Genomic DNA, 12,586 nt, shown 5'->3' with positions numbered 1-12,586 from the left:
GCCCCTGGGGCCCCTTCAGTGGTCCGCGCAGCACGGCGTCGGATCCGGTACCTCGAAGGGGACCAGGACTCCGCCCGCCGCGGGCATCGTGGCGAGGACCAGGGTGCCCGCCTGCCACTGCGGGCGGACGTGGTCCCGGGTGACGAGGCGGGTCTCGGGGGGCGGGGGCTCCGCGGTGCCGAGGACCGTCACCGTGTCGATCGCGGAGCGGCCGAGCAGTTCCGCGACCGTCAGCGTGCCGGTGAGCGCGGTGCAGCCGGGGTACGCCACGGCCCGGCCGACCGGGTCCGGCAGTCCGGGCGTCACCGCGTACCCCTGGCCGGTGAGCGCCTCCAGGGCGGTGCGCAGGAGGGGTTCGGTCGGCAGGGCGAAGGACAGGGCGACGCGGGGCCGGTCGTCGCGCACCAGGTGCGTGCAGCCGAACATGTCCTCGGGGAGGGCGAGTTCGGCCGCCAGCTTCAGGAGCAGATGATCGGCCGCGCGCAGGTCCCGCAGCTCCGGGTCGACGGTGACGGCGTACCCCGGGGTCACGACGGCAGGACCCACACCGGGTTGGAGTAGAACCACAGGTCCACCCACGGGTCGGCGTCACCGACGACGTCGATGGCCGGGCCCGCCGGGTCGACCGCGGCGCCCATCGCGCCGACGGCGGACCGGTTGCCGTCGCTGCCGCGCAGCCGGACGTACAGCGGCCGGTCCACCCGGCCGAGCTGGTAGGTCAGCCGCACGGTGCCGGACGCCTTGTCCACTTCGTACGACTTGACGACCTTGGCCGTGGGCGCCGTGAGGGTGTCCTTGTCCGCCGCCGCGCCCGTCATGTCGCCCTGGATGACGTCGACGCGCGCCAGCTTCGGCGTGAAGCCCGCCCAGTTGGGGCCGCCGGCCAGGGCGATGTCCACGCTCAGGGTGACCTGGGTGCCCTTCTTCACGTGCAGCGCGCCGCCCAGGGTGGCCCACCGGCTGCCGCCGGAGACCCGCACGTCGAGCCCGCTGATGAGCTGGCCGTGGTCCACCCAGATCCGTCCGGCGCGGATGCCGTCCATGACGGCGGCGTAGGAGAAGCCGTCGGCGCCGACGTGGGTACGGCTGTACTGGCCGGGCCAGTAGTCGCCCTGGGTGACGTCGATCTTGCCCGCGTAGACGGGGTCGTCGTAGCGGCCGTTGGCGGTGAAGTCACCGCCGCCGCGCGCGGCGGTGTCGGCGTAGACCTGGTGGGAGTCGGAGTTGGCGGTGATCCACCACGGCTTGCCCTCGGCGAGGAGGCTGTCCCACAGGCCGCCGACGGTCGCGGTCATCCAGTCGAAGCCGCCCCAGGTGCGGTAGCTCTCCGGCGGGTACCCGGCGAAGGAGTTGGCGCCGGGGTTGTTGTCGTAGATGCCGCGGGCGCGGGCCATGCCGAGCGGCGCGGGCAGACCGGCGGCCTGGTGACCGGGGGCGCCCTCGAAACCGACGGCGATCTGCCGGTCCGCGCCGGTCGCGTCCCGCCAGCCGCGGATCTCGTGCGGGGAGTCGACACCGCGCCGCGCCGGGTGGTTGGCGAGCATCAGCGCGTCCTTGACCTTGCGCCGCTGCACCTGCTCCGCGAGGAAGTTCAGGCCCGCGATGGCGAGGGCCTCGTTGGCGGGCGTGGAGTCGGAGGCGCCCTTGACGCTGCCGTCGTAGTCGGTCTCGAACTGCTTGAGGACGGAGACCTCGTTCTTGCCCGGGTGGACGAAGACCGTGCCGTGCTCGGCGGCCGGGATGTTCCACTCCAGGCCCTGGAAGACAAGGGTGTCCTCGTAGGCGGACCGGGCCTGCTGGATGTCCGGGTTGACCTTCTCGACGCCGATCCTGGCGTGCGTGGCGCTGCCGTGGTCGGTGATGACGAGCCAGTCCATGCCGTGCTTGGCGCCCTGGCGGACCTGGTCGACGACGCGGTACTTGCCGTCGCTGCTGTACTGGGTGTGGATGTGGTGGTCGCCGGCCAGCCACAGGAAGCCGTTCGTGCGGCGCCCCGCTGGGGCGGCGGCCGCGGCGGGCGTCGCCTGGGAGGCGAGGACGCTGCCGGCGGCCAGGCCCGCGCCGAGCAGGCCGGCGCGGCGCAGCAGCGAGCGGCGCGACTGCTGCTCGGGGGTGAGGGCCTCGTCGGGGACGTCGATGTCGAAGGCGGCGGGCAGCGCCGTGACCTCCGCGTGGTCGTGGTCGTGTCCGTGGTGATGGTGGTGGTGATGATGCCCGTGTCCCATGACGCCCTCCCGGTTGCCGCCGACTGTCCGCGGCTGCCTTCCGCGGCGCGACCACGCCGCCTGTGGAGGATCGAGCCGAAACATGAACGTTGAACAAGCACCGCGTTGCCGCCGCATGCCCCGCACACGGCGGATCACCACGCCTTGCACAGTTTTCCCAACGGGCCTTGCACGTCAGGGCAGTTGACGCCGAACCTGAACTGCGTTCAGGTTCCACCGCAGCCGCCCGCTCCCCCCACCCGACGGAGACACCGCCACCATGAGACGAGTCCTCGGCACCCTCGCGGCCGCCGCGCTGGCCCTCACCGGCCTCACCGCCACCGGCGCGGGCCCCGCGACCGCCGCCGCCTCCGGCTCCTTCGACGTGCTGACCTACAACATCGCCGGCCTCCCCCTCGGCCTCGGCGACAGCGACCCGGCGACGAACACCCCGCTCATCGGTCAGCGGCTCGGCCCGTACGACATCGTCCATGTCCAGGAGGACTTCAACTACCACGCCTCCCTGTACGCCCACGACACCCACCCCCACCGCACCGCGACCAGCGGCGGGGCGGGGGTCGGCGACGGCCTGAACACCCTGTCCCACTTCGCCTTCGAGGACTTCGAGCGGGTCGACTGGAACGACTGCACGGGCACGGACTGCCTGACCCCCAAGGGGTTCACGCTGGCCCGGGTCCGGCTCGCGGAGGGCGTCTTCGTGGACCTCTACAACGTCCACACCAACGCCGATGTCACCGACGCCGCCCTCGCCGCCCGCCGCGCCAACATCGACCAGCTGTCGGATTTCATCCGGGCCAACTCCGCGGGCAACGCCGTGATCGTCATGGGCGACACCAACACGCGTTACACGCGCGCGGGCGACAACATCCGCACGCTGCTGTCGGAGAACGGCCTGCGGGACCCGTGGGTCGACCTGGTCCGGGGCGGCACCGCGCCCGCGCCGGGCAGCGACGCCCTGGTCTGCGACGCGGCGGCGCCGACGGACGGCTGCGAGGTGGTCGACAAGGTCCTCTACCGGGGCAGCGCCCTCGTGTCCCTGAACGCCACCCGCTACCACAACGCGTGGGCGTCCTTCCTCCGCGACGACGGCGCACACCTCTCCGACCACTTCCCGCACACCGTCGGCTTCTCCTACTCCCTCAGCCCGTCCCTGAGGGCGAGCGACTTCTTCGGCGGCCCGCACGGGACGGCGTTCACCGACGCCGACGATCTGCCGGGAACCGCCTCCCCCCGGACCCTCACCCTGCGCGGCGGCTCCCGGCTGGACGCCGTGGCGCTCACCCACGACGGCGGTACGGCCCTAGTCCACGGTGGCACGGGCGGCACCGCGGCCTCCCTGACCCTGGGCTCCGGCGAGCACCTCACCTCGGTGCGGTTGACACGGGGTCAGAAGGACGGCCGGACCAGGATCTTCTCGGCGGCCTTCACCACGGACCGGGGCCGGACCCTGTCGGCCGGTACGGCGACCTCCGACGCCACGACCTTCACCGCGCCCCCGGGGTGGCAGATCGCCGGTTTCACGGGACGGTCGGGCCAGGAGATCGACAAGCTGGGCGTGCTCTACGCGCCGATCGGCTGAGCGGACGGGCGAGGGCAGCCGCTGCCCAGGACGACTAGGCTGCTCCCCAGGCGCACTGGGTCCGGAGGGCGGTGTCATGGCGCGTGCGGGACTGACCGCCGAGCGGCTCACGGCGGCGGCGGCCGAGCTGGCCGACGAGGTCGGCTTGGAGAAGGTGTCCCTCTCCGCGCTGGCCCGCCACTTCGGCGTGCGGGACGCCAGCCTGTATTCGCACGTCAAGAGCCTCAAGGACCTCAGGGCGCGGATCGCGCTGCTGGCGGGCGGCGAGATGATCGACCGGATCGCCCTGGCGGTCGCCGGCCGGGCGGGCAAGGACGCCCTCGCCGCCTTCGCGGACGCCTACCGGGCGTACGCCCTGGAACACCCCGGCCGCTACGCGGCGACCCAGCTCCCGGTGGACCGGGCCCTGCTGACGGACTCCCCCGCCCTGCGCCGCACCGCCGACATCACCTACGGCATGCTCCGCGGGTACGGCCTGGAGGAACCCGACCTGACGGACGCGGTGCGCCTGCTGCGCAGCACCTTCCACGGCTACTGCGCCCTGGAGTCGGCGGGTGCTTTCGGCGCGCCCAGGGACGTCCGCCGCTCCTGGGACCGGGCGGTGGAGGCGCTTCACGTGGCGCTGGTGCACTGGCCGTGCGAGCCGAAGTCCGGTGCCTGAGCCGCCCGTTGCACCTCGGCGTAGGTCGGTGTGGTCCCGCCGGGGGCCCGCCCGGCCCGGATGTCCGCCACCGTCTCCAGGGCCGCGCCCAGCGCCCGCCGGTACAGCAGCGACCCGAGACTGACGCGGCGCACGCCGAGGTCCGCGAGGTGCGCAAGGGCCGGTCCGGCGGGCGACCAGAGGATGTTGAGCGGGGTGTCGAGGTGCCGGACCAGGGCGCCGATCCGCGCGGGGTCGGTCAGGCCCGGGACGAACACCCCGTCGGCGCCCGCCTGCTGGTAGAGGTCGAGCCGGCGCAGCGTCTCCCCCTCGTCCCCGTCCCCCAGCCAGTACGTGTCGGTGCGCGCGTTGACGAAGAGGTGCGGTACGGCCCGCTTGACGGCGGCGATCTTCGCGGCGTGCAGGTCCGCGGACCCCAGTGCGTCCTCCAGGTTGACGCCGACGGCGCCGACGGCGGCCAGGTGCCGTGCGAACTCCCCGACGGCGTCCGGGTCCTGGCTGAACCCGCCCTCCGCGTCGACGGAGAGCAGGAACGGCCCGCTCCCGAGGGTGAGGGCGAGCCGTAGCGTGTCGTCCCGGGTCACCGAGGCGCCGTCCGGCAGTCCCGCCGCCGCGGCGACGGCGAGGCTGCTGGTGCCGACGGCCCGGAAGCCCTCGCCGGCCAGGGCCAGGGCGGAGGCGTGGTCCCAGGCGTTGGGCAGGAGGAGGGGTTCGCCGGTGTGGTGGAGGCGGGCGAAGGCGGTCATGCGGCCATGGTGGGCCCCGGTCCGTTCGGCCCCCGCCGAACGATGGACACGTCCACCGACCCGTCCCCCACCCGGACCCGGGCCTCCGGACCCTCGGCCCACTCCACGACGACCTCCCCGGCGTCCTCCGCGCTCAGCGTGGCCGTCCCCGCCAGCTCGGCCGGATCCGGTTCCCCGGTGAGACGGGCGAGGGCGGCGAAGAGCGTGGGCCCGTCCCCCATGGCTCCCCTGAGTTCCTCGTCCAGGGCGAGGGCCGGTGCCAGTTCCGCCCGGACGCCGTCTCCCGCGGGCCAGCCCGTCACCCGTACCGGCGTCCCCGGCTCCGCCCCCACCACCAGGTGGATCCGCACCTCCACGGCACCGTGCACGAGCACCACGCTCGTCACCCGGACGCCCGGGGAGACGGTGTGGCGGGAGGCCGCCCAGCCGTCGCCCACGCCCAGCGGCTCGATGTCCGTGCGGCTCGGGTCGTCGCCCACGAACACGGTGTTGTCGTACGACGGTGCCGGCCGCGTCGACGTCGAGTAGGCCAGCCGCGTGTAGTACGGGTCGTAACGGACCTCCTCGCTGCCGTGGTTGTGCAGGCGGACCAGGCCGTCCGAGACGGTGGAGTGGAGCAGCCAGTTGGGCGGGGTCACCGGGTACGCCGCGTCGGAGCGTTCCGCGGGGCCCGGTTCCTCCGTCGCCGTCCACACCTCGTGCTCCGCCGGCAGCAGCAGTCCCAGGAAGCCCTTGCTCGCCCAGTACGGGGAGGCCGGGCCCGAGTAGTCCTGGAGCAGGGCGGGTTCGGGGCCGTGCCAGCCCAGGGTCAGCAGGCCCCGTTCGTCGACCGCGCCCCGTTCCAGGAAGTAGCGCAGGGCGCCCGAGGCGAGGCGCCGGGTCTCGCCCGGTGGCAGGGGGGTGTGGCCCGTCAGGGCGCCCAGCCACAGGGGGGCCGTCGTCGCGAAGCGGTACGTCAGGGAGCGGCCCTGGTGCAGGGGGGCGCCGTCGGCGGCGAACAGGTGGGCGTAGTCCTGGAGATGGCGGGCGAGTCTGCCGCCGTACCGGGCCAGCAGCTCCGGGTCGTCCGCCAGCCAGGCGTGCAGCACCGGGTAGAGGTGCATCGCCCAGCCGTTGTAGTAGTCGAACTTGCGGCCGTCGCCGTCGGTGTACCAGCCGTCGCCCACGTACCACTGCTCGATGCGTTCCAGGCCCCGGTCGACCGCCTTGCGGGACACCTCCGGCTGATGGCCGATCGAACCCAGGAAGCCGCCGACGGTGACCGGGAACAACTCCCAGTTGCACGGCCAGGGTTCGGCGGTGAGCGCGTCGCCCAGCCAGACCGCCGCCCGCTGTCGCACGGTGTCGTCCAGGCGGTCCCACAGCAGCGGGCGGGTCAGCCGCAGGGCCAGCGCGATGGAGGCCGCCTCCACCAGGGGCTGGCTGCGGTGCCCGACGCGGGGCCATACCCCGGCGACGCCCGCGGCCAGTCCCGCGGCGTAGCGTCCGAGTGCGGTCTCGTCGCGGCGGAAGGCCGCCAGCAGCAGCGTACGGGCGTAGCCCTCCAGGCCGTCGGAGAGGCGGCCGGAGGCGCTCACCCGGTCGCCGGGGAAGTGGTAGAGGGCGCGGTCGGCGGTGGCGTACGGCTCCACCGCGGCGAGCAGGGCGTCGGCGGCCGCCTCCCAGTGGGTGCGGGTCCAGCCGGTGCGGGGGCTGAGGATGCGGTCGTCGGGAGGCAGCTGCATCGGTTCTCCAGATGGCTCGGGACACAGACCTGGGGCGCCCCGGTTCCGGTCGAGGCGCCCCAGGGGTTCATCCCACCCTCACCAGGCCCTCGGGCACCAGCCCCTGGAGGAGGAGTTCGTCACGGACCAGCTCCGCGTACGCGGTGGCTCCCCGCACCGAGGTGTGGGTGTTGTCCCGTTTCTCGTTGTACAGGTAGAGGGACTTGGAGCCCTCCACGCCGAGCGACTCGACCAGCGCCTTCGTCCTCGCCGTCAGGTCGATCAGCGGCACGCCCTCGGCCGCGGCGACCGAACGGACGACCGCCGGATGGTCCACGCCCAGGCCGTTCACCAGCAGCGCGGTGCCGTTGTCGAGCGTGCCGTCGGCGTTGAACCAGCGCCGCACGACCGGGGTGACGAGCACGGGTTCACCGCCCCGCTCGCGCACGCCCGCCACCAGGGCCTCCAGGTTGGCGCGGTAGGTGGCCTCGTCGGTGGTCTTGTCGTTGTGCGCGAGCTGGACGAGGACGAGGTCGCCGGGGTGGATCCGCGGCTGGACGGTGGCCCACAGCAGCGGGTTCCCGAGATAGGTGACCGTACTCTCCCCGGAATCGGCGTGGTTGGCGACCGACAGGCCCTTGCGGAGGTACTGCGGGAGCTGTTGGCCCCAGCCGTAGTAGGGGTCGCCGGGCTGGTCGCAGACCGTGGAGTCGCCGATGAGGAGGATCTGGCGGGCGTGCCGGGCGGGGGTGACCCGGATGCCGGCCAGGGCGGGGGCCGAGCCGCCGAGGGCCAGGTCGAGCCCCGCGGTTCCGGCGGGGCCGGTGGGTTCGCCCTCGGGGGTGCGGACGTCCACGGTGAAGCTGCGGGCGACGCGCTCACCGGCGCCCGCCGCCGTCTCGGGGAGCAGGGCGCGCCGGGTCTCGCCGGTGATGGCCGTACTCGACTCCGTGTCGTCGCCCAGCAGCACCTTCACGTCGTACGTCCCGGGCGGGAGGTCGAAGTGGCAGGCGGAGGCGGTGCAGTTCGCCAGGCCCGGCGCCGGTTCACCGGCGTGTGCGGGGACCGCACTGAGCGCTGCGCTCAGCGCCACGGCTGCCGACAGGGTGACGCTGATGCGTCTCAACTTGCGCGCGTCCACTGCTGGTTCGTTCCTCCGTTGCAGGTGTACGTGATGATCGCGGCGGAGTTGACGGTGGACGCGCCATTCACGTCCAGGCACTCGCCGGTGGCGCGGGAGACGACGGTGACGTAGGAGCCGGTGGTGGTCAGCGACCACTGCTGGTTCACCGCCGAGGCGGCGCAGGTCTCCTGCGTCACCGTGTTCGCGTTCTCCTGGACGCACAGGGAGCTGTGCCGGGCCATCAGCTGGTAGTGGCCGCCGCCGACCGGCTTGAACCAGTAGCGCTGGTTGCCGCCGCCGTTGCAGTCGTACTGCTTGAGCTGGGCGCCCTGCCACTGCGACTGGCTGGTCACGTCGGCGCACCGGCCGGAGTGCCGGGCGGTCAGCGAGTAGTACGTCGCGTTCGTGCCGGTGAGCGAGCCGGTGGCTGTGTCGACCGTGACCTCCGGGGTCCAGGCCATCGACAGGGTGGTCGCGTTCGGGAAGGTCAGCGGCAGCCACACGTACCGGGAGTCGTTGACGGTCCCGCCGAAGGAGTTGCCCCAGCGGTCGCCGAGGTAGAGGTAGGAGGTGCCCGAAGTCCCCTGCACGGGAAGGACGTACGCGGTCTGCGAGCCGTACGCCGTGGCGTCGCCGGCGTTCCTCATGGCGGTCCACGGGCCGGACAGCGAGGTCGCGGTGGCGTACTGCTGCTGGTTGGGGTTCCAGCCGGTGGCACCCGAGGTCAGCATGAAGTACACGCCGTTGCGCTTGAACAGCGCCGGGGCCTCGCGATGGCCACCGTGCCAGGGGTCGGCGACCAGGGCGGCGATGCCGGTGTAGTCGGCGGTCAGCCGGTAGATGTGCAGGTCGTAGTTGTCCCGTGCGGCCGAGACCATGTAACCGGTGCCGTCGGTGTCGACGAAGACCGTGATGTCCCGGGACATGTGCCGGTCGAGCGGGCGGAAGCTGCCCCGCCAGGTGTAGTCGCCGTCCACGGTGTCGGAGACGGCGACGGCCGCGCGCGCCTCGCTGTAGTCGGTGCCGTTCTCCTTGTGCATCCACATCACGAACGTGCCGGTGGCCGCGTTGTACATGACCTTGGGCCGCTCGATGTTGGCGGTGGCCAGCTCCGGGTCGGTGGCCTCGGTCAGGACGTGGTTGCGGAACTCCCAGTTCTTCAGGTCCGTGGAGCGGTAGGCGGAGACGTACCGGAAGGTGTTGTCGGCGTTGCGGTTCTCGCCGAACCAGTAGTAGTACGCGCCGACCTTGATGACGCCGCCGCCGTGCGCGTGCACCGGGTTGCCCGATGTGTCGGTGAACTGGGTGCCGTTGGTGACGGTTTGCGGTGCCGCCCGGGCGGGACCGGCGATGGCCAGGGCTCCGGCGAGCGCCAGACAGAGGGCGAGCAGGGTGGCGTACGCACGTCTCATCTCACGCACTCTCCTCGGATCGGTTCGGCATTGCGAACAACATCTGACATGGCGAACGCCGAAAAGGTATGGGTGTGTTACGGGAAGGTCAACGGGTCCGACGGGACGAGCTCAACCCCATTGCCACTGAACTCAACAAGTGATGAAATCAACGTATGGTGGATCAGGACGTCCCCGTGGACGACGAGGTAGAGGTGTTGATCGTCGGCGGAGGGCCTGTCGGGCTCACCGCCCGGGCCCTGTGCGAGCGTTGGGGCCTGCGGGTCCTGCTGGTCGAGAAGCACCGGCAGTTGTCGCCCTTTCCGCGGTCCCGGCTGGTCAACGTGCGGTCGATGGAGATCTTCCGGCTGCTCGGGATCGACGGGAAGATCACGGCGTCCGCGTTCGGGCCGGAGTACGGCCGCATCCGCTTCCGGGAGACCCTGGCCGCCCCCGACTTCGCCTCCGCGGCGCTGGTCGGGATCGAGGCGCCGGTGGCCGAGAGCCCGGCGCTCGGGGTGATGACCTCGCAGGACCGGCTCGAACCGCATCTGCTGGCCGCGGCGTCCGCGCCGGCGCGGTTCGGGGTCGAACTCACCGGCCTGACCGAGGAGGAGGACGGGGTGGTGGCCCACCTCGTCGACCACGGGAGCGGCGAGCACACGCGGGTCCGGGCCCGCTGTCTGCTCGCCGCCGACGGCGCGCACTCCACCGTCCGGGACCTGCTCGGCATCGGCACCGCCGGCCCCGGGGCGATCGCCGACGTCACCACCGTGGTCTTCGACGCCGACCTCGGCCGCTGGTGCGCGCGGCACCCCGCCGGTCTCTATGTGGCCCCCCACGGCTCCGTCATCCCGCTCTACCCCGAGGGCGGCTGGGCCTGGGTCGGCGCCACCCCCGCCGACCCCGGGCACACCGACTGGGCCGGTCTCGTCACGCACACGCTCGGCACCGGAACCGATGTGCGGGTGGACGTGCTGCGGGTGCAGCACTGGGTGATGAACGCGTTCGTCGCCGAGCGCTTCCGCCGAGGCCGCGTCCTGCTCGCCGGTGACGCCTGCCATGCGGTGCCCGTGGTGGGCGGCCTGGGCATGAACGCCGGGATCGCCGATGTGCACAACCTGTGCTGGAAGGTGGCCGGCGTCCTGCGCGGGTGGGCCGGACCGGGCCTGCTGGACAGCTACGAGCGCGAACGGGTCCCCGTCGCCCACCGGACGCTCGCCCAGGCGGTGGCCAACGCCCAGTTGCTGTTCCAGGTGCAGGCCCGGCGCCAGGAACAGTCGGCGAGCGGGGCCGCGCCCTCGGAACAGGTCGAACTGCCGTGGACGGAGCGGTACTTCGCGCAGCTCGGGCTGGTGCTCGGCGTCGCCTACGACTCCGGCGCCGTGCTCCCGGACGGCAGCGCCCCGCCCGAGCCGGACGACGAGGGCACGGACTACGTCCCCACCACGCGCCCCGGGCACCGTATGCCGCACCTCTGGCTGGCACCGGAGCGCTCCACGCTCGACACCTTCGGCGAGTGGTTCACCCTGCTCACCCCCGACCCCGCCGCCTGGGAAGGGCAGCTCGCCCCGCCCTGGCCGCTGCGCGTCGAGCGGCTGCCCGCGGGCCTGGGAGACCTCGGCCCGCACGGGGCGCTGCTGGTACGCCCGGACGGCCATGTCGGCGCCCGCTGGCCCGCCGGCCCGCCTGGCGACCGGGCCCTGCGCGAGGCCCTGACGGCGATCACCGGAACGACCTGATCCCCCATCACGACGCTGTGCCCACGCACCGGTCACGACCGGCCGCTCGACCACTGTTCGACTAGCGTCAGGACATGACCAGCGCCACCACCTTCGTCCAGGCCCTCGCGGCCGGTCCCGTCGTCCTCGACGGCGGGATGTCCAACCAGCTGGAGGCCGCGGGGCACGACCTGAGTGACGAGCTGTGGTCGGCGCGGCTGCTCGCGGAGCGGCCCGAGGCCATCACCGAGGCGCACCTCGCCTACTTCGAGGCCGGCGCCGACGTGGCGATCACCGCGAGCTACCAGGCCACCTTCGAGGGGTTCGCGGGCCGCGGGATCGGACCGGAGCGGGCGGCCGGGCTCCTCTCGCTGAGCGTGGAACTGGCCCGTGCGGCGGCCCGCCGGGCGCAGGCGGAGCGGCCGCTGTGGGTGGCGGCGTCCGTGGGCCCGTACGGCGCGATGCTCGCCGACGGCTCGGAGTACCGGGGCCGCTACGGCCTGAGCGTCGACGCGCTCGAACGCTTCCACCGCCCTCGTCTGGAGGTCCTGGCCGCCGCCGGTCCCGATGTGCTGGCCCTGGAGACGGTCCCGGACACCGACGAGGCGCGGGCGCTGCTGCGGGCGGTACGCGGACTCGGGGTCCCGGTCTGGCTGTCGTACTCCGTGGCCGGTGACCGCACCCGCGCGGGCCAGCCGCTGCGGGATGCCTTCGCGCTCGCCGCCGACGCGGACGAGGTGATCGCGGTCGGCGTGAACTGCTGCGCGCCGCAGGACGTGGACGCGGCGATCACAACGGCGGCCCGCACCACCGGCAAGCCGGTGGTGGTCTACCCGAACAGCGGTGAGTCCTGGAACGCCCGCACCCGCACGTGGCAGGGCCGCTCCACCTTCACCCCGTCCCAGGTCCGCACCTGGCGCGACAAGGGAGCACGCCTGATCGGGGGCTGCTGCCGAGTGGGCCCGGAGACGATCACGGGGATCGCGGGGGCGGTACGGGCCTAGGAAACACCCCCTCGCCCCGGGCGAATGGGCTCGCGTCCCACCCCGCCGGAGCACCTGCCGCACCCCGGGCGCCCGATCGCAAGGTCGCCCCGGCCGGGCCCGGTCACAGGGATCACGGAGGCGCCACCAGGCACGACCCCACCGGCCCAGGTCAACACCCGACGCACCACCGCCGCACGGCCGACGCCGGACTCGCCCCGACAACCGACCTCGTGCCACACCGGCCCAGGTGCACCCCTGACACGCCCCGGGCGCACACCCGACCCGAAGGCCCTCCCCGCCGGACCCCGGGCCACAGGAATCGCAAAGGCGCCACCGGACCCGCCCCGCCCACCGGGCACGACCCCACCGGCCCAGGTCAACACCCGACGCACCACCGCCGCACGGCCGACGCCGGACTCGCCCCGACAACCGACCTCGTGCCACACCGGCC

General features: G+C 73.2%; 10 protein-coding genes. 4 read left to right on the top strand and 6 right to left on the bottom strand.

Going from position 1 to position 12,586, the window contains the following annotated elements; all coding sequences use genetic code 11:
• Window positions 1-15: 15 nt before the first annotated feature.
• The gene (locus ACWD11_RS27680) at window positions 16-531 is read right to left on the bottom strand and encodes a hypothetical protein (protein WP_389420479.1); all 516 of its coding nucleotides are present in this window, start codon (window positions 529-531) and stop codon (window positions 16-18) included.
• Window positions 528-2,225, bottom strand: coding sequence for a PHP domain-containing protein (locus ACWD11_RS27675; protein WP_451286220.1), 1,698 nt, complete (start codon window positions 2,223-2,225; stop codon window positions 528-530). Before ACWD11_RS27675 ends, ACWD11_RS27680 begins: the two co-directional genes overlap by 4 nt.
• A 259-nt stretch (window positions 2,226-2,484) precedes the next feature.
• Here ACWD11_RS27675 and ACWD11_RS27670 point away from each other — a divergent pair, with 259 nt between their 5' ends.
• Window positions 2,485-3,804, top strand: coding sequence for a jacalin-like lectin (locus tag ACWD11_RS27670; RefSeq protein WP_451286218.1), 1,320 nt, complete (start codon window positions 2,485-2,487; stop codon window positions 3,802-3,804).
• A 76-nt stretch (window positions 3,805-3,880) separates the two neighbouring features.
• Entirely contained in the window at window positions 3,881-4,465 is a 585-nt protein-coding gene (locus ACWD11_RS27665; protein ID WP_451286217.1) for a TetR/AcrR family transcriptional regulator, read from the top strand.
• Here the strand turns inward: ACWD11_RS27665 and ACWD11_RS27660 are convergent.
• From ACWD11_RS27660 to ACWD11_RS27645, 4 genes are all read right to left on the bottom strand, one after another.
• Window positions 4,417-5,211 (bottom strand): isocitrate lyase/PEP mutase family protein, encoded by a 795-nt coding sequence (locus ACWD11_RS27660; RefSeq protein WP_389421277.1) that lies wholly within the window; start codon window positions 5,209-5,211, stop codon window positions 4,417-4,419. The genes ACWD11_RS27665 and ACWD11_RS27660 overlap by 49 nt on opposite strands.
• Window positions 5,208-6,935, bottom strand: a complete 1,728-nt coding sequence (locus tag ACWD11_RS27655) for a DUF2264 domain-containing protein (protein WP_451286215.1) — start codon at window positions 6,933-6,935, stop codon at window positions 5,208-5,210. Before ACWD11_RS27655 ends, ACWD11_RS27660 begins: the two co-directional genes overlap by 4 nt.
• Before the next feature lie 67 nt (window positions 6,936-7,002).
• On the bottom strand, window positions 7,003-8,040 hold the full coding sequence (locus ACWD11_RS27650) for a rhamnogalacturonan acetylesterase (protein WP_451286213.1): 1,038 nt from the start codon (window positions 8,038-8,040) through the stop codon (window positions 7,003-7,005).
• Window positions 8,037-9,449, bottom strand: coding sequence for an RICIN domain-containing protein (locus ACWD11_RS27645; protein ID WP_451286211.1), 1,413 nt, complete (start codon window positions 9,447-9,449; stop codon window positions 8,037-8,039). Before ACWD11_RS27645 ends, ACWD11_RS27650 begins: the two co-directional genes overlap by 4 nt.
• A gap of 176 nt (window positions 9,450-9,625) precedes the next feature.
• Here ACWD11_RS27645 and ACWD11_RS27640 point away from each other — a divergent pair, with 176 nt between their 5' ends.
• Both ACWD11_RS27640 and mmuM read left to right on the top strand, forming a co-directional pair.
• A complete protein-coding gene (locus ACWD11_RS27640; protein ID WP_451286209.1) occupies window positions 9,626-11,170 on the top strand; it encodes an FAD-dependent monooxygenase in 1,545 nt (514 codons plus the stop codon).
• A 74-nt stretch (window positions 11,171-11,244) separates the two neighbouring features.
• The gene (gene mmuM / locus ACWD11_RS27635; RefSeq protein ID WP_389421272.1) at window positions 11,245-12,153 is read left to right on the top strand and encodes a homocysteine S-methyltransferase; all 909 of its coding nucleotides are present in this window, start codon (window positions 11,245-11,247) and stop codon (window positions 12,151-12,153) included.
• The last annotated feature ends 433 nt before the right edge of the window (window positions 12,154-12,586 follow it).

The sequence above is a fragment of the Streptomyces sp. NPDC002776 genome (assembly GCF_053592195.1).
Note: the sequence above shows the minus strand (reverse complement) of the source record. Positions and strands in the feature narration are given on the sequence as shown.

Excerpts from the sequence above, each read along its gene's own strand:
- ACWD11_RS27675 (WP_451286220.1), bottom strand. The coding sequence starts at position 2,225 with ATGGGACACGGGCATCATCACCACCACCATCACCACGGACACGACCAC.
- ACWD11_RS27670 (WP_451286218.1), top strand. The coding sequence starts at position 2,485 with ATGAGACGAGTCCTCGGCACCCTCGCGGCCGCCGCGCTGGCCCTCACC.
- ACWD11_RS27665 (WP_451286217.1), top strand. The coding sequence starts at position 3,881 with ATGGCGCGTGCGGGACTGACCGCCGAGCGGCTCACGGCGGCGGCGGCC.
- ACWD11_RS27660 (WP_389421277.1), bottom strand. The coding sequence starts at position 5,211 with ATGACCGCCTTCGCCCGCCTCCACCACACCGGCGAACCCCTCCTCCTG.
- ACWD11_RS27655 (WP_451286215.1), bottom strand. The coding sequence starts at position 6,935 with ATGCAGCTGCCTCCCGACGACCGCATCCTCAGCCCCCGCACCGGCTGG.
- ACWD11_RS27645 (WP_451286211.1), bottom strand. The coding sequence starts at position 9,449 with ATGAGACGTGCGTACGCCACCCTGCTCGCCCTCTGTCTGGCGCTCGCC.
- mmuM (WP_389421272.1), top strand. The coding sequence starts at position 11,245 with ATGACCAGCGCCACCACCTTCGTCCAGGCCCTCGCGGCCGGTCCCGTC.